The sequence below is a fragment of the Streptomyces sp. NBC_00239 genome (assembly GCF_036194065.1).
Lineage (GTDB): Bacteria > Actinomycetota > Actinomycetes > Streptomycetales > Streptomycetaceae > Streptomyces.
This window is the reverse complement of sequence record NZ_CP108095.1, coordinates 1,030,299-1,047,320: the sequence shown is the minus strand read 5'-3', so window position 1 is coordinate 1,047,320 and position 17,022 is coordinate 1,030,299. Positions and strand designations below refer to the sequence as shown.

General features: G+C 77.0%; 10 protein-coding genes. 3 read left to right on the top strand and 7 right to left on the bottom strand.

Annotated elements, in window-relative coordinates:
• Positions 1-26 precede the first annotated feature (26 nt).
• The gene (locus OG764_RS04655) at positions 27-1,526 is read right to left on the bottom strand and encodes a L,D-transpeptidase (protein ID WP_328967094.1); all 1,500 of its coding nucleotides are present in this window, start codon (positions 1,524-1,526) and stop codon (positions 27-29) included.
• A 534-nt stretch (positions 1,527-2,060) separates the two neighbouring features.
• On the opposite strand from OG764_RS04655, the gene OG764_RS04650 reads away from it, so the two are divergent.
• A complete protein-coding gene (locus OG764_RS04650; protein WP_328967093.1) occupies positions 2,061-4,481 on the top strand; it encodes a delta-60 repeat domain-containing protein in 2,421 nt (806 codons plus the stop codon).
• A 283-nt stretch (positions 4,482-4,764) separates the two neighbouring features.
• The gene (locus tag OG764_RS04645) at positions 4,765-6,252 is read left to right on the top strand and encodes a cellulose binding domain-containing protein (RefSeq protein ID WP_328967092.1); all 1,488 of its coding nucleotides are present in this window, start codon (positions 4,765-4,767) and stop codon (positions 6,250-6,252) included.
• 74 nt (positions 6,253-6,326) lie between these two features.
• Here OG764_RS04645 and OG764_RS04640 read toward each other — a convergent pair whose 3' ends face one another.
• The 3 genes from OG764_RS04640 to OG764_RS04630 form a co-directional block, all read right to left on the bottom strand.
• Positions 6,327-6,626 carry an SHOCT domain-containing protein gene (locus OG764_RS04640; protein WP_328967091.1) on the bottom strand — a complete coding sequence of 100 codons (300 nt, stop codon included), beginning with the start codon at positions 6,624-6,626 and terminating at the stop codon, positions 6,327-6,329.
• Between the two features lie 248 nt (positions 6,627-6,874).
• Complete coding sequence (locus tag OG764_RS04635; protein ID WP_328967090.1) at positions 6,875-7,540, bottom strand: response regulator transcription factor; 666 nt, start codon at positions 7,538-7,540, stop codon at positions 6,875-6,877.
• Positions 7,537-8,865 (bottom strand): sensor histidine kinase, encoded by a 1,329-nt coding sequence (locus OG764_RS04630; RefSeq protein ID WP_328967089.1) that lies wholly within the window; start codon positions 8,863-8,865, stop codon positions 7,537-7,539. The genes OG764_RS04635 and OG764_RS04630 overlap by 4 nt, the downstream gene beginning before the upstream one ends.
• A 172-nt stretch (positions 8,866-9,037) precedes the next feature.
• Here OG764_RS04630 and OG764_RS04625 point away from each other — a divergent pair, with 172 nt between their 5' ends.
• On the top strand, positions 9,038-9,532 hold the full coding sequence (locus tag OG764_RS04625) for a hypothetical protein (protein WP_328967088.1): 495 nt from the start codon (positions 9,038-9,040) through the stop codon (positions 9,530-9,532).
• 116 nt (positions 9,533-9,648) lie between these two features.
• Here OG764_RS04625 and OG764_RS04620 read toward each other — a convergent pair whose 3' ends face one another.
• From OG764_RS04620 to OG764_RS04610, 3 genes are read right to left on the bottom strand one after another with little or no spacing between them, the layout of a single operon-like run.
• The gene (locus OG764_RS04620; protein ID WP_328967087.1) at positions 9,649-10,701 is read right to left on the bottom strand and encodes an ABC transporter ATP-binding protein; all 1,053 of its coding nucleotides are present in this window, start codon (positions 10,699-10,701) and stop codon (positions 9,649-9,651) included.
• The gene (locus tag OG764_RS04615; RefSeq protein ID WP_328967086.1) at positions 10,698-13,532 is read right to left on the bottom strand and encodes an ABC transporter permease; all 2,835 of its coding nucleotides are present in this window, start codon (positions 13,530-13,532) and stop codon (positions 10,698-10,700) included. Before OG764_RS04615 ends, OG764_RS04620 begins: the two co-directional genes overlap by 4 nt.
• Before the next feature lies 1 nt (position 13,533).
• Complete coding sequence (locus OG764_RS04610) at positions 13,534-16,878, bottom strand: FtsX-like permease family protein (protein WP_328967085.1); 3,345 nt, start codon at positions 16,876-16,878, stop codon at positions 13,534-13,536.
• Positions 16,879-17,022: the final 144 nt, after the last annotated feature.

Genomic DNA, 17,022 nt, shown 5'->3' with positions numbered 1-17,022 from the left:
GATCCGGTTGAGGGCGGGGCATCCGCTCACGTGGTGGGCCGCAGCCGGGCCGCCGCGGGCTGCACGGGCGGTACGGGCACGGTGGCGGAGGCGGGCGCCGGGGCGGTGTCCGGGCGGTCGGCCAGGGCGCTGCCCGCGAGCCAGGCCGGCCAGTCGAGGTTCCAGTCGCCGTAGCCGTTGCCGAACGGCGCCATCGGCTCCCCGCCGCTGTTGACGACCTGCACCACGTCCCCCTCGCGGACCGTACGGAAGAACCAGGCGGCGTCCTCCGTGCTCATGCCGGTGCACCCGTGGCTGACGTTCTCCTCGCCCTGCGCCTCCACCGACCACGGTGCGGCGTGCACGTACTCCCCGCTCCACGTCACCCGGGTGGCCCAGAACACCGGCAGGTCGTAGAACTCGCGCGTGCCGCGCTTGATGCCGACGGTGTCGCCGCGCATCCGGACCCGCCGCTCCTTGCGCAGCACCACCTTGATGCCGCTGCGGGTGCGGAACCCCGGCTTGCCGGTGGTGACCGCGATGGTCCGCAGCAGGCGGCCGTTGCGGCGCACGGTCATCCGGTGCGCGGCCGAGTCGGTGATCGCCTCCACCCGGTCCGCGATGACCAGCCGCAGCGGGTCGGAGGGGCCGCCGTGCCGGCCGTCGTCGAACTCGATCCCGTCCAGGCCGCTGTGCACCCGGATCACCGTGTGCGCGGGCCAGTACGACCGCGGCCGGTAGTGCAGGGTCTGCGCGTCGACCCAGTGCCAGGAACCCTCCACCCGGGGCTCCGAGGTCACCCGCAGCGCCCGCTCCACCCGGGCCCGCGCGTCACGGTCGGCGGCCGGGACGGGCCGGCTGAGACCGGCGGTCACGACCTGCCCCGCGCCGTACGTGCCCGCCCGCGGGCCGAAGGTCACGGTGAGCCGGTCGGTGTCGGCGGCCGGCGCGGTGGTGAACGCCATCGTGGCGCCGACCTGCGTGCCGGCCGCGTTCTCGGCGCCGACGTGCACCGTGTACGTCTCGCCGGCGCGCAGCGGATCGGTGTTCAGCCAGCGTAGGCCGTCCGGGCTCAGCCCGCCGCCGAGATGGCGGCCGTGGCCGTCGCGTACGGTCACCTCGCCGAGCAGTCCCGGTTTGGCCAGGGCGATTTCGAGCGGGCCGGTGGCCGCCGTGGCCGGACCGGCGTCGCCGCCGGAGGGACGGCCGCCGGAGGGACGGCCGCCCGAGGGACGGCCGCCCGAGGGACGGCCGTCCGGGGGGCGGGCGGTCGGGCCGGACAGCGGCTCCGGCAGTACCCATCCGGCGCCGTGGACCGTCGCGAGGACCTTCTGTCGGCGCCAGGCGGGGCACAGGCCGCCCGCCGGGAACGAGCGGAACGCCCCCGCCGCGCAGGCTCCGTCCGCGGCGCCGTCGACGTCGAGCACCCGCCCGACCAGCAGGGTCACGGGGGCCCGGGAGCGCCGGTTCTCCTGCTCCTGCCGCGAGTCGCCGGCATCCGGCGCCCGGCCCGGCGCCGCGGCGACGACCAGCAAGGTCCCCGTCACCGCGGCCACCGTGCTCCACACCCTGGCCCGTCGTACCCGCGTCCTCGCCACACTGCCCTCCAGGATCTGCCACGGCCTCGTCAGCATCAGACCCGCACCGGACCGAAAGGATGATCATGAACTCGGTTCTGCGGCCGAACGGGGCACGGAAGACGACTCGGACGGAGCAGTGCGGGGGAGGGGGGCGCGGCACGGGGTCGTGGGTGGCGGGGTAGCGGGGTAGCGATGCGGCCGGGGCCGGGCGGCCGGGCAGTGGGGTGGCGGGGTGGTGGGGCGGCCGAGGCAGCGGGGTGGCCGGTCAGCGGTCAGCGGTCAGCGGTCAGCGGTCAGCGGTCAACGGGCGCAGGGCGCCAGGGCGCCAGGACGCCAGGGCGGCAGGGCGGCGGTCAACACGGGAGGCCGGGCGGTGCCGGTCGGCTCACTCGCCCGAGTGGAACTCGCGCCCCGGGGAGGGAAGTTCGGCGCCGGCCGGTACGGGTGGGGCCGCGCACGACCGAAGGGTGTGGGCAGTCCGCGCGAGCCAGAGGGGTCCTCATGTCCGCTGTCAGATCCGCCACCCGGTACCGGCCCGCACGCGCGCGCACCGGGGCCGCCCGGCGGGCGGCGCGCACCGCCACCGGGCCGCTCCTCCTCGTGCTGACGCTGGCACTGCCCGGGGCCGCGCGGGCGGCCGACGGGGACCCCGACCCGGCCTTCGGCGCGGCCGGCCGGGTGCTGACCGCACTGGCCGCCACCGAGGACGTCCAGGACATGGTGGTGCGGCCCGACGGCCGGATCCTCACGGCCGGGACCCGCTGGACGGGCGGCGCGGACGGGGGCGGCGACGGGGACTTCGCCGTGGTCCGGTACCGGGCCGACGGCACCCCCGACCCGGAGTTCGGCACCGGCGGGGTGGCCGTCACCGACCTCGGCGGGGACGACGTGGCGGACGGTGCGGCTCTCCAGAGCGACGGCAAGCTCCTCGTCGTGGGCCGCAGCGCTCGGCAGGGGCAGTCCTGTTGCCGGTTCGCGGTCGTACGCCTCCTCGCCGACGGCCGCCCCGACCCCGGCTTCGGGAACGGCGGCACGGTGCTGACCACGTTCGGCGGCGAAAGGGACATCGAGGGTGGGGCCGGTGACAGCGAAGGAGGGCACGGCGAGGGCGGGTCGGGAGACGGCACAGGAGGGAGTGGCGGAAGAGGAGGAACCGGCGGCGGAGCGAACGGCGACGGAGGGAGCCGCGGCGGGGGCGGATCCGCCGAGGCGCACGCGGTGGCGGTGCAGCCCGACGGCCTGATCGTCGTCGCCGGGCGCAGCGGCGGCCGGTTCGCGGTGGCCCGCTACCGGCCCGACGGCAGCCCGGACCCGGGCTTCGGCCGGGGCGGCCGGGTCGTCACCGACTTCCCGGGCGGCGGGGCGCGGGCCTACGACCTGGCGGTGCTGCCGGACGGGCGGATCCTCGTCGCCGGACAGACCGGCTTCACCGCGCCCGCCTTCGCCGCCGACTTCGCGCTGGCCCGCTACCTGCCGGACGGCACGCTCGACCGGGACTTCGGCACCGGCGGACGGGTCGTCACCGACGCCGGGGACGAGGACGGCGTGCGCGGTCTCGCCGTGCAGGCGGACGGGCGGATCGTCGCGGCCGGATACTCGGGAGCCGATTTCGCGCTGGCCCGCTACCTGCCCGACGGGGACCCCGACCCGGACTTCGGGGCGGACGGCCGGGTGGCGGCCGAGCCGGGCCGGCCGGTGCTGTCCGTGGCGCGGGCGTACGACGTGGCGGTCCAGGCCGACGGACGGATCGTGGCCGCCGGGCTCGGCGGCGGCGCCTTCGCGGTCGCCCGCTACCGGGCCGACGGCAGCCCCGACCCCGCCTTCGGTACGGGCGGCCGGGTGACCACGCGCTTCGGGGCGGGCCGGTACGCGGAGGCGCGCGCGGTCGCCGTACAGCCGGACGGCGCCGTCATCGCCGCCGGAATCGGCGACGGCGACCGAGCCCTCGCCCGCTACCGGAGCACACCCCCCTCACCCCCCACCCCGCCCCCGCCGAATACCCGCGCGACGGTCCCGTCCGGCGGTACCGCCACCTCGTCGCCCCGTACGTCCAGCGGGCCTGGCGGGTCCGCACGCTCCGGTACGCCCGGCGGTACCAGCGGGTCCGCCACGCGGGCGACCGGCGGGCCCGGCGCGGCCGGCGCGGCCGGCGCGCGGAGCGGGCCCAGCAGGCCTCCGACCTCCGGTACGCCCGGCGGCCCTGGCAACCCCGGCGGCTTCGGCGGACCCAGCGCGTCCGGTGGGTCCGGCGGGTCTCCGACCTCCGGTACGCCCGGCGGGTCTCCGACCTCCGGTACGCCCGGCGGCCCTGGCAACCCCGGCGGCTTCGGCTCCCTTGGGGGCTTCGGCGGACCCAGCGGACCCAGCGGGCCCGGCGGGGCTGGCAGGTTCCGCGGCCCCGCGACCGGCGGACCCGGCGCGGTGGGTGGGTCCAGTGGGCCTGGCGGGTCTCCGACCACCGGTACGCCCGGCGGCTCTGGTAATTCCGGCGGCCCCGGCGGTTTCAGCGGACCCGGTGAGGTCGGCAGGTTCCGCGGCCCCGCGTCCGGAGGGCCCAGGGCGGCGGTTGGGTCCAGTGGGTCCGGCGGGCCCACGCCTCACGCGCCCAGCGCGGGCGGAGAGCCCAGGCGGTCCGACGGACCTGGCAGTTCCGCTACGCCCGGGTTCGGTGGGCCTGGAGGGTCTGGCGCGTCCACGCCTCACGCGCCCACTGCGGGCGAAGCGTCCCGGCGGTCCGGTGAGCCTGGCAGTCCCGAGGCGCTGGTGTCGCGTGGGCCTGACGGGTCCAGCGGGGCCGATGTGGGGGGCCGGAACCCGGCGCCCTTGCCCGCCCGCGGGCCCGGCGGGCTGTCCCGGCATGCGGTGCCGGTTCCGCTGCCGGAAGCAGGTGAGTGGGCAGCGTCCGGCCTCGCCGGCGTTTGAGGCGCGGGGGTTGGGGCGGAGCCCCAAGCAACCCGGCTGACGCCGGGCACCGGGCCCTGCCCGGACCCGCTCCTCAAACGCCGGAGGGGCTGAAGGGGTTCAAGCACCGGAGGGGCTGAACATGCGGGTCACGGTCGGCCGGTGGGGTTAAACGGTTCCGATGGGGTCCTTAAGGGGGGCTCAAGAAGTGGGGTGGGGGGCAGTGGGTGGGGATTTTGTCGGGTTTGTGGGCGCTAGCGTGCTGTCCCGTCCTCCACCCCCGCACCGCAGAGGCAGGCACGTCATGGGCAGCAACACACACCGCCGCAGAGCGAGCGGCAAGGCGAAGGCGCTGGGCGCGGTCGCGCTCGCGGCGGCCGTCGGCGGCACCGCCCTCGCACTCACCGGCACCGCGCAGGCCGCCTCCGTCGGCGCGGCCTTCACCCGGGCGAGCACCTGGAGCACCGGGTACACCGGGCAGTACGTCATAACCAACCGCGGCGACAAGCCGCTCGCCGACTGGACCCTGGAGTTCGACCTGCCGGCCGGCACCGCGCTGGCCTCCCTCTGGAACGGCGAACAGACCGTCAAGGGGCAGCACGTCACGGTCCGTCCGGCCCGCTGGGACCGGCAGGGCCTCGCTCCCGGCGCCTCCCTGACCGTCGGCTTCGTCACCGCCGCCGACCGCTCCCCGGGGAGTCCCACCGGCTGTCTCATCAACAAGGAGCAGTGCTCCGCGGGCACCACGCCCACCCCCGGCGGCCGCCCCACCACCGCCCCGACCCCCACGGCGAAGCCGACCGTCAAGCCGACCGTGAAGCCCACCGTCAAGCCGACCGTGCAGCCCACGGCCAAGCCGACCGCCACCGCCACCCCGACCCGGCCCCCGGGTGGCGGCGCCGCGTCCGCCGGGTTCGCCCCGTACGTGGACACCTCGCTCTACCCGACGTACGACCTCCTCGACACCGTCGCCCAGACCGGGGTCAAGGAGTTCAACCTGGCCTTCATCACCTCCGGCGGCAGCTGCGCCCCGCTGTGGGGCGGTACCACCGCCCTGGGCGCCGACCGGGTCGCCTCGCAGATCGCCGCGCTGCGCGCCAAGGGCGGTGACGTGCGGGTCTCCTTCGGCGGCGCGGCCGGTTCCGAACTCGGCCTGGTCTGCCGGTCCGCCGCCGACCTCGCGGCCGCGTACGGCAAGGTCGTCGACGCGTACGGACTGACCAAGGCCGACTTCGACATCGAGGGCGCCGCGCTGCCGGACACGGCCGCCAACACCCGCCGCGCGCAGGCCATCGCGCTGCTGCAGAAGAAGCACCCCGGGCTCGACGTGTCGTTCACGCTGCCCGTGATGCCGGAGGGTCTGACCCAGCCCGGCATCGACCTGCTCGCCGACGCCCGGCGCAACGGGGTGGCGGTCTCCGCCGTCAACATCATGGCGATGGACTACGGCCCCGCCTACAGCGGGGACATGGGCGGTTACGCGATCCAGGCCGCGACCGCGACGCAGGCCCAGGTCAAGGGCGTGCTCGGGCTCTCCGACGCCGAGGCCTGGAAGACCGTCGCCGTCACCCCGATGATCGGCGTCAACGACGTCGCCAGTGAGGTCTTCACGGTCGAGGACGCCGGGCAACTCGCCGCGTTCGCCCGCGCGAAGGGCCTCGGATGGCTCGCCATGTGGTCCGGCGCGCGCGACCGGCAGTGCCCCGGCGGTGCGAAGAACCAGGCCGACGCCACCTGCTCCTCGATCCTCCAGCAGCCGCTGGCCTTCACCAAGGCCTTCAACAAGGCCTAGCGGCAGACGTACGACCGCGGCCGCGGGGCGCCCACCGCAGGGAGCGCCCCGCGGGCCGTGCGGGCCCGTGGCGGTCAGCTCGGGGCGGACTTGCCGTCCAGCGGGGCCCGGCCGAAGTGCTCCTCCAGGACCGACAGCCGCCGCCAGTACTCCTCCTCGTCGATCTCACCGGCGGCGAACCGCCGTCCCAGGACCGTCACCGGCCCGTTCTCGCCGTACCCGGGGCGGACCGGTCCCCACTGGCCCCACGGGCCGCGGCGGCCGCGCGGGCCGGTGCGGCGCAGCAGGGTGACGACGGCGACCGCGACGGCCGCCCAGACCAGCGGGAAGAGCAGGATCCACGGGCCGGGCCCGTCGTACGCGAGGGTGTTCATCTCGGTTCAGCTCCTCGGGAGTGCCGTTGCTGTGACACTCCGAGCCTGATCCGGACGGGCGCCCCGCGCGTCGTACCGCCGAAGGCACTCCGGGTACGCCCGGGGGAGTAGCCCGGTCCGTCCCACGGCACTCGGCCGGGCGGTCACTCGGCTGAGCGTCCGCCCCCGTATGCCGCGCCGTCCGCCGTGCGCCGTCCGCCGTCCGCCGTCCGCCGCCCGGCCGCCGCTCGGCCGGCGACCGACGGCGGTCAGTCGAGCCAGCCCGGCCGGACCAGTCCGGACTCGTAGGCCAGTACCACCAGCTGGGCCCGGTCGCGGGCGCCGAGCTTCACCATCGCCCGGCTGACGTGCGTCTTCGCGGTCAGCGGGCTGACCACCAGGCGGCGGGCGATCTCCTCGTTGGACAGACCGATCCCGACCAGGGCCATCACCTCGCGTTCCCGGTCGGTGAGCCGGTCCAGCTCCGCGGCGGCGCCCGGCGTGCGGGACCGCGCCGCGAACTCCGCGATCAGCCGCCGGGTCACCCCGGGGGACAGGAGCGCGTCGCCCGCGACCACGGCCCGTACCGCGCGCAGCAGTTCGGCGGGCTCGGTGTCCTTGACCAGGAAGCCGGAGGCCCCCGCCCGGATCGCCTCGAACACGTACTCGTCCAGCTCGAAGGTGGTCAGCACCACCACCTTGACCCCCGCCGCGGCGGGGTCCGCGGTCAGCGCGCGGGTCGCGGCCAGGCCGTCGAGGACCGGCATCCGGATGTCCATCAGCACCACGTCCGGCCGCAGCTCGCGCGCCCGCCGGACCGCTTCCGCCCCGTCGGCGGCCTCGCCGGTCACCTCGATGTCCGGCTGCGCGTCGAGCAGCGCCCGGAACCCGGCCCGTACGAGCGCCTGGTCGTCGGCGAGCAGTACGCGGATCACGGCCGGTCCTCCCCGTCCGTCGCGGCGCCGCGCAGCGGCAGCCGGGCCGTCACCAGGAAGCCGCCGTCCGGCCGCGGGCCGGCTTCGAGGGTGCCGCCGAGGGCCGCGGCCCGCTCGCGCATGCCGACCAGTCCGCCGGCGCTGCCGCCCGCGTCGGCTCCGGTGGCCGGCCCGTCGTCGGCGACGCTCAGTTCGAGTGCGCCGGGCGGCCAGGCCAGGGTGATCCGGGCGGTGCGCGAGCCCGAGTGGCGGACGATGTTCGTCAGCGCCTCCTGGACGATCCGGAACGCGGCGAGGTCCGCGCCGGGCGGCAGCGCCCGCCCGCCGGGCGCCCGGTCGACGGAGACGCTGAGGCCCGCCGCTGCCGCCTGCTCGACGAGTTCCGGCAGCCGGTCGAGACCGGGCGCGGGGGCCCGCGGGGCCTCGCCGGGGGCCCGGAGGGTGTCCAGGACCTGCCGGACCTCGCCCAGCGCCTCCCGGCTGGCCGCCTTGATGGTGGTGAGCGCGGTACGCGCCTGTTCGGGGTCGGTGTCGAGGAGGGCCAGCCCCACCCCCGCCTGCACGTTGATCACCGAAATGCTGTGGGCCAGGACGTCGTGGAGCTCGCGGGCGATCCGCAGCCGTTCCTCGGACGCCCGGCGGCGCGCCGCCGCCGCCCGCTCGGCCCGCTCCCGGGCCCGCTGCTCGCGGCCCACCCGCAGCACCTCGCAGGCGGCGAGCACCGCCAGCACCCAAGCGGTGACGCCGGCCTCCCAGCCCCACGGGGCGGGCCCGCCGCCCGCGGGCGGCAGCCAGCGGTACAGCCAGTGGCCGATCAGCAGGTGCCCCGCCCACAGCAGCCCCACCGCCGTCCAGGCGGCCCGCCGGTGCCCGGCGACCACCGCCGCCAGGCAGGCCACGGCCACGCTCAGGAACACCGGGCCGTACGGGTAGCCCGCCGCCAGATAGCCCAGCGCGACCGCGCAGACCCCGAAGACCACCGGCACCGGATGCCGGTGGCGCAGCACCAGCAGGGCCGGGCCGAGCAGCAGCAGCGCCCGCCCGGCCGCGTCCAGCGGCACCCGGCCGGACTGGGCGTGCTCCGCCCAGCCCGTACCGGCCTCGGCGATCACGGCCACCAGGAGCGCGGAGCGCCACGGCAGGCCCGCGCGCGGCGGCCGCTCCCACCGCTCCCAGTCCCGCCACCCGGGCGCCCCGCCCCGCGATCCGCGTCCCGGCCCGCGCTCCGACCCGCCGCGCGCCCCGCGCCCCGGTCCGCCCCGCGGTCCGCGCCGCGTGCTGCCCCCTGATGACGTGCCGGGCGGCCCGCCGTGCCGTACGTCCATACCGGCCACGCTAGTCCCGGTACCCGCCGTGGGGCGTCCGCCCGGCGGACCGGTCACCCGTACTCCCGGCGTAGTACGCACCCGGCCGCACATCACGATCGTGCACGGGTGTTCCGTAGCGGCACCCTCGCCTCCTACGGTCTGTCCAGCAAGGATCGGACCGGGAGGCAGCGTGACGCAGGACCTGAACATCGGAGAGCTCGTGACCGCGATGAAGGCGGTCGACGCAGCGGGCCGGCTCTTCGAGGAAGCCCTCGCCGTGTACGAGGGGCGCGGCCTCAAGCGCAACGGGGACGACTACAAGGTGGCGGGCGGCGCGGTCCAGACCCTCCAGGGCGCCGAGGAGATGGCCCGCGGGACCCGCAAGTTCCTCGCCGACCTCGCGCTGGTCACCGGGTACGCGACCGGCGGGTTCGAGGAGCGGGCCGCAGCGCGGCTGGCGATGGCGCGCACCGGGTTCATCGGGGTGTCCGGCGGCGGTGCGCGGATGGCCCGCCCGCTCCTCGACCCCACGGTGGAGGGGCTGCGCCTGCTGCTCGGCCTCGGCTTCTTCGATCCGGCGTTCGCGGCCGATGTCGAGGAGGTGCTCCAGGCGGAGAAGGCGACCTACCCCGACCCGTCCATGTTCCGCATCCCGGCCGGCCTGGAGCCGGAGAGCACCGGCTGACCGACCGCACGGACGGCCCGGGCAGGCCGGCAGCCAGGGCAGGCCGGGCGGCCAGGACAGGCCAGGAGCCGGGACAGCCCGGACATCTCGGATGTACGGGGCTGCCCGAGCCGCCGTCAGGCGCCTTCCGCCGGGCCGGGCGCGTCGGCGGGTCCGGGCGCGTCCGCCGGGCCGGTCACGTCCGCCCGGCCCGGCTCCCCGGCGGCGGCCTGCGGGGCCGCACCGTCCGGCCAGACCCCGATGTGGTCCTGCTCCAGCTCCAGCATCACCCGGTGCTCCATCCGCAGCGCCGCGGTGTACTCGGCGGGCAGCTGGAGCCGGCCGGCCCGGTCGAGCATCGCGTACTCGCGCGCCACCAGGGACTCCTGGCCCTGCTCGTCGACCTCGGTGCGCCGCAGCACCTCCGACGAGGTGCGGCCGTCGCGGATCGCGACGGTACGGCGGACCTCGTCGGCCACCGCCTGGTCGTGCGTGACGATCACGATCGTCGTGCCGAGTTCCTCGTTCGCCCGGCGGAAGGCCGCGAACACCTGCTCGCCGGTCGCCGAGTCGAGCTCGCCCGTCGGCTCGTCCGCCAGCAGCACCGACGGGGAGTTGGCGAGGGCCACGGCGATCGCGACCCGCTGCTGCTGCCCGCCGGACAGCTGGGTGGGGCGGCGGTCCGCGCACTCGGCGACGCCCAGCATCGACAGCAGCTCCTTGGCCCGTGCGGCCATCGCCGCCTTGCGGGAGCCGCCGTGCAACTGCATCGGCAGCGCCACGTTCTGGGCCGCCGTCAGATAGGGGAGCAGGTTGCGGGCCGTCTGCTGCCAGACGAAGCCGACCACGTCCCGCCGGTAGGCCAGCCGCGCCTTCGCGTCCATGGCGAGGAGGTCGCGGCCCGCGACCTTCGCGGCGCCGGCGGTGGGCACGTCCAGGCCCGCCAGGATGTTCATCAGCGTCGACTTGCCGCTGCCGGACGCACCGACGAGCGCCATCAGTTCGCCGTCCCGGACCAGCAGGTCCAGCCCCTGGAGGGCCTGGACCTCCACCCCGTCCGTGGTGAAGATGCGGACCAGCCGGTCGCAGGCGATCAGCGCGTCGTGACCGTACGCGGCCCGGTCCCGGTGCGCCGTCGCCCGCTGCTCCAGCTCGCTCAGGCTCGGTTGCACGGTCGTCGTGTCGGTCATGGCATGTCTCCCGCTCTGAGTTCGGTGATCGATCCGCGGCGGCCCGCCCACCAGGCCTGGCCGGTGGCCACCGCTCCCGCCAGCACCACCACGCCCACCGCGGGCAGCACCAGCGACCAGAAGTCGGTGTGCAACACGGCGTCGTCCACGGTGGCGAGCCCGGGCGCGGCGGCCAGCGCCAGCCGGGCGAGGTCGATGCCCGGCGCGAGCAGCTGGACCGTGATCCAGCCGACCAGCAGGCCCCCGCCGGCGGCCAGCAGGGCCTGGGGCAGCGCTTCCAGGCCGAGCAGCTGGCGGCCCTGACGCGTGGTCAGGCCCATCGTGCGGAGCCTGGCCAGCAGGGTGGCCCGCTCCCGTGAGGTCTGCAGCAGTGACAGCACCAGCGCGATCACCGCGTAGCCCGCGCCCGCCGCCACCGCGGCGGCGTAGATACGGGCGGCGCCCTTCTGCAGCGGCGAGTCGGTGAGCTTCGCACGGGCCTCTGTGCGCAGGTCCACGGCGAGGTCCGCGCCCCGCTCGCGCAGCGCCGTCCGCAGCGCCGGGCCGGTCACCGGGCCGGTGACCAGCAGGGTCGTCGGCGGCTGCGGCTTCAGCCGGGCCGCGTCCACCAGCAGGAACCCGGACCCGGACACCGCCGGGGTGTGGGCGCGCACCTGGGTGATCCGTACGGTGATGTCGCCGCCCTGCACGGACAGCCGGCGCGGAGCGCGGCCGAGGCGCTGCGCCACGTCGGGGGAGGCGATGGCGTCGACCACCTTGCCGGTGCCGCCGAGGGCCGGGGCGGGGAACGCCCCGACGCCGAGCCGTCCGGCCAGCCGTGCGTACGACTGGGGTTCCACCGCGACCACGGTCAGACCCTTGCCCTGGGTGACTCCGCCGGCGTACAGGCGGGCCATGCGGTCCACGCGTACCGGGGTCACCTCGCGCACGCCGGGCACCGCGCGCACGATGCGGTCCGTGCCCGCCGGCAGCGGCGCCACCTCGCCCCTGGAGGCGACCCGGGCGTCCGCGCCGGTGGTCAGCGTCGCGGCCCGGTCCCGGGTGTCAGATACGCCCGCCAGCACCGAACCGCCGAACGCGGCGGTGGTCAGGGCGACCAGCAGGGCGAGCACGGGCAGCGCTCCGGTGGCCGAGGAGCGGCCGGCCCGGGCCAGCGACAGGAAGGCGATCGCACCGCGCAGCCGGCCGGCCGGGCGGGCCACCCAGCGCAGCGGCAGCGGGTACAGCCGGACCAGGACCACCGCGGCGATCAGCCCGACGAGTACCGGCGCGGCGGTCACGAGCAGGTCGCCGGCGTCGGCGGTGCCGCGGCGGCGCAGCGCCACGACGGAGCCGACGGCCAGGACCAGCATGGTCAGTTCGGCGACCGTGCGGCGCCGGCTCGGCCGGGCCCTGACCAGGTCGGCCCGCCCGCCGCGGGTCTGCGGGGTGCGGTGGCGGACCACGGCGCGCAACGGCAGCACCGCGCAGCCGAGCAGCGCCGTGGCGGACGCTCCCAGGACGGCCGGCAGCAGCCGGGCCTCGGGCACCGCGAGGACGGCGAGCCACAGCCCGACGGCCGCGGCGGGCAGCGCGATCACGGCGGTCTCGCCGAGCAGCCGGCGTCCGATGCCGGCGAGGGAGCCGCCGCGCGAGCGCAGCAGGGCGAGTTCGGCGGCGCGGCGGGAGACGGCGAGGCCGCCCGCCATGGCCAGGACCACCGCGGCGACCGAGCCGATCCCGAAGGCGGCCACGGCCACCAGCTGGTCGATGGTCCGGCGCATGGCCACGTGGCGGGCGACGATGTCCTCCAGCCCGGTCTTCACGGTCGCCGTGTCACCGGCGACCCGGCGCAGCCGCAGCAGTTCGGGCCCGCCCTCGATGGAGGCGACGCGGGCGGTGAGGGCGTCCGTGTCCCGGGCGGTCAGCCGGCTCGTGTCGGGTGCGAAGTGCCAGTAGCGCTCCGGCTGGGCCGCCAGCTCGGGGCCGAGCAGCGCGGGCGCGGCGCCGGGCGCGAGCAGCAGCCCGGCCTCCCAGAACAGGGACGGCTTCTCTCCGCCCGGTATGGAGCCCATGCCCGGGGTGCGCAGCATCGTGTCGGCCGACCAGTAGGAGCCCTCGGGCTGCCGAGGCCGGACGATCCCGGTGATCCGTACGGTCATGTCGGCGCCGAAGCCGTCGCCGCCGAGGTGCACCACCGAGCCTGCCCTGAGCCGCATGGTGCGGGCGGTCTCCTCGGTGGCGGCCGCCTCCACCTCCTTGGTTCCGGTCGTCACCTCCTCGGAGGCGGCGGGCAGCCGGCCGGCGCTGACGGTGGCGTGCGCGGCGAGGCCGGACTGCGCGTACAGGGTGAAGCGGGGCGGCACGGCGTCCGGCCGCGGCAGCCAGCGGTCGCTGCCGATCAGGTCGCCGGTGCTGCGCACCCCGTACGCCGACTGCGCGCGGTCGGCGCGGACCGGGTCGGGCAGGGCGCCCAGGGCGGCCTGCGCCGTCTGCCCGAGGGCTTTGGGGCGCAGCATGGCCTCGCGGGTGAACGGCGGAATCTCCAGGCCGGGCTGCGGAGCGAGCAGTTCCAGCGTGCTGTCGGCGGGCGGGGCGGCGGCGATGTCCCGGCGCAGCCCGTCGGTCTCGTACGCGTCGACGGCCCGCGGCAGTCCGGCCGCGAGGAAGGCGGTGATCAGGACGAGCGTGCCGAAGGCGAGGGCGGCGCCGGGGGCCGAGCGCAGCCGGGTCCGCACCCAGGGCGCGACCGCGCGCGGTCGGCGCGCGCCGGATCCGGCGGCGGCTGCCGGTCCGGATTCCGGCTCGGGTGCGGAATCGGCGGCACGGCGTGCAGCAGGTCGGGCTGCCATCTCAGTTCTCCCCCTGGTGGCGGAGCGAGACCGCCGGATCGGTGCGGCGGACCGCGACGGCGGCGGTGATCAGCAGCGGCACGGCCGCGACCCCGGCGAGCAGCAGGGCCACCTGGCCCGCCGGGAGTTCGACGAGGACCCGGGGCACGGGTGCGGCGGCCTGCGAGGTCAGCACGACCAGCGGTACGACGGCCCGGGCCAGTGCCGCGCCCAGTGCGGCCCCCGCCAGCAGTCCGATCGCGATCAGGACGCCCTGCTCGGCGGCCACCATCCGGGCGAGGCCCTTGTGGGGCGCGCCCAGGGCGCGCAGCACCGCGATCTCGGAGGAACGTTCCCGCAGTGAGCCGGCCGCGCTCACCGCGAAGCCGACCGCGGCGAGCAGGGCGGCGGCGACCGCCACGGCCAGCAGCGCGGCGCGCGGTCCGGCGCCGAGCGGGTCGCCGAGCAGCTCGGCGGCGGTCTCGTCACGTACGAGGACCTGGCCGGGTTCGGTTCCGGTGCGCGCCCGCAGGGCGTCCGCGAGGGCGCCGGCCTTGCCGGGCGCCGTGCTCAGCCACCACTCGGTGGCGGGCAGGCCGGTGCCGCCGTCCGCGGCCAGGGCCGCGTTGACGGCCCGCAGGTCGAGCAGCAGGGCGCCGCCGTCGGTGGCCCCCGACGTGCCGGTGGCCGCCGCGTCCTGCGAGCCGGCCGGGGAGGTCGGCAGCTGCCGGACCGCCTCGACCACCTTCACGCGCAGCTCCCGCCCGGCCACCGTCACATCGAGGTCCGCGCCGGTCTTCGCCCCGGCCGCGCGCAGGAACGCGTCGGTGGCGACCGCCGGGACGCGCTCCGGTGCGCCGCGGCGCACCAGGTCCGTCCGCAGCGTGAACCGCGCGTCCTCGGTGGACCCGAGCCCGGTGTCGTACGTGACGTCCAGCGCGGCGGCGCCCGACGACGCGGCCGGGGTCAGCGGGTTCTCCGGGAGGTCGGACCCGTACGACAGGAGGCGGGTGCCGCCCTGCCAGGCGAGCCCGGAACGCACCGCCACCGGGCGCAGCGCCCCCGGCCCGGGGGCGGTGAGCAGCCGCTCCACGCGCAGCCGGTGCCGCGCGGCCGTGGCGGAGGTGGCCGGGCCGGTGAGGCGCAGGCCGGTCAGTTCGAGGGGGCCCGCGGGGGCGGCGCTCACGCCCTGGGCGGCTTGGTCGAGGCGGGCGGTGATGCGGTGCGGCCGGCCGTCGGCGGGCACCCGCCCGGCGTCGACCCGGTAGCCGAGGCCGTGGCGGTCCGTCAGCATCACGGCGATCTCGGCCGCGGGCACGTCGGCGGACCGGCCGGCCTTCCCCCGCGTGTCGGTGATCCGTACGTCGAGGGCGAGCCGCCGGGTCCCGGCGGGCAGCGGCAGCACCGGCCGGGACTGCTCAGGGGCGGGCGCGAGCGACTTCAGAACCCCGGTCGCGGGCTCGTCGGCGAGGTCGTCGCGCAGCAGCAGCCGCTCGTCCGCGTGCGCCGTGTCGAGCGCGAGCACGGTCGCGGACCGGCCGCCGGACAGGTCGGTGACCGCGCGGTGCGCGGGCGCGGCCGCCTTCACGCCCGGCGCGGTGGCGTACTCGCCGCCGCGGCCCGGTCCGGCGGGGCGGCTGTCGAGCACCCGCACCGAGGCGCCGGTACGGAAATCGGCCTGGTCGTGCTGCGAGCGGTCCCACGAAGCGCCCTGGCCGATGGCCAGCATGCCCATCGCCACCGCGAGGACCAGCAGCAGGACCGGTCCGGCCCCGCGCAGCGGCCGGCGGCTGAACTGCCAGCCGGCGAGGGCGGCCGTCAGTCCCCGGCCGCCCGCCGCCCGCCGCTCGGCGAGCCGGGCCGCGGGCGGCAGCAGACGCAGGGTCAGCACGGTGCCCGCGAGGAGGGCCAGCGCGGGCGCGGCGACCAGCACCGGGTCGATGCCCAGATCGCCCTCGCGGTCCCCGCTGACGGCCCCGCCGCCGGCGCTGCCGTTCTGCCGGTCGAGCTGCCAGTAGGCGATGCCCGCGATCAGCAGCAGTGCGATGTCGGCTCCGGCCCGTACCGGCGCGGGCAGCGCCGCACCGCGCACCCGCCGCAGCCGGATCGTCGCGCCCGCCGCGGCCAGCGCGGGGGAGACCACCGCGACGGCGCAGCAGGCCGCGACGCCCGCGGCGACCAGCCACACCGGCCAGGGCGGCAGTACGCCGAGCCGCAGCCCGGAGCCGTCGCCCAGTGAGCCGGGGGTGAAGGAGCGGGCCAGCGGCGCGGCGGCGAGCGGGGCGAGCACCGCGGCGGGTACCGCCAGCAGCATCGCCTCGATCGCGGCGAGTCCCGCGATCCGCCCGCGGGAGGCGCCGCGGGCACGCAACAGGCTGGTCTCGCCGGCGCGTTCGGTGCTGAGGAGCCGGGCCACCAGCAGGAGCGCGTAGCCGGCCAGCAGGACCAGCTGGACGGCGACCATGAGCAGGCTGGAGCGGGCCACGAGCAGGGCCCGTTCGGTGCGGTCCAGGATCTGCGGCAGCGCGGTGGCCACCGACGAGGTGCCCGCGAAGGCGGGGTCGTCGTGGAGGCGCACCGACCCGCCGGCGGCGGCGTCGCGCAGCTTCCCGATCCGCTCCGTGGTCAGCGTCGAGAAGTCGGCGGCGGCCACCCAGCCGGTGGTGCCCACGGGAGTGGCGGGCGCGGCGAGCACCGAGGCGTCGGCGAGCAGCGGGCCGTACGTCGTGAACACCACGTCGCGCACGCCGCGGCCGCCGAGCGGGTCCAGCTGCCAGTAGGCGTCGGTGGTGTCGGCCGGCTTGTAGATGCCGGTGACCAGCACGGTCAGCGGGGCGCCGGCCATCCGCTCGGTGAGCGCGATCCGGGCGCCGGGACGGACCTTCAGCAGTGCGGCGGCGGCCTCGGGCAGAGCGACGGGGACCGGCTGCCGGGCGTCCGTCGGGGCGGGGCCGGGCAGCGCGCCGGCCACCAGCCGGATCCGCGAGCGGTCCAGTGTGGCGAGGTGCGTGAGGTCGGGGTCGCCGGCCCGGTCGGCGGGCGCCTGCAACGACCTCGGCAGGGCGTACGGGCCCGAACGCTCCATCTTGCGCAGGGTGGTCGGCAGCCCGCCGAAGACCTCCCGGGTCCCGCGGACCACGGCCTGCTGCGCGGCGTCCCGCCGTTGCGGCGGCACGTCCGCGCTCACGGTGAGGGAGGCGGCGACCGCGGCCCGGCCGTTCAGCGTCTCGCGGAGCGCGGCGTCCCCGACCGATCCGGAGAACGCGGCGAGCGCCGCGAGCACACACGTCGTGAGCAGCACTGCGAGCAGCGCGGCAGCCAGCAGCAGCCGATGCGCACCAGCGCGCAGAAAAATAAACCCTGTCACCAGAAATTCGCCCCCGTGTACCGCCCACTCAATACGGCTTTCTACCAAGAAACCGCTGAGTGCGACAGACATTCCGATAACCGGAATTTCATTACCTCGCCCGGAAGGCGTTGCCCGTCGTGGATCTCCCTGCACATACTGGGC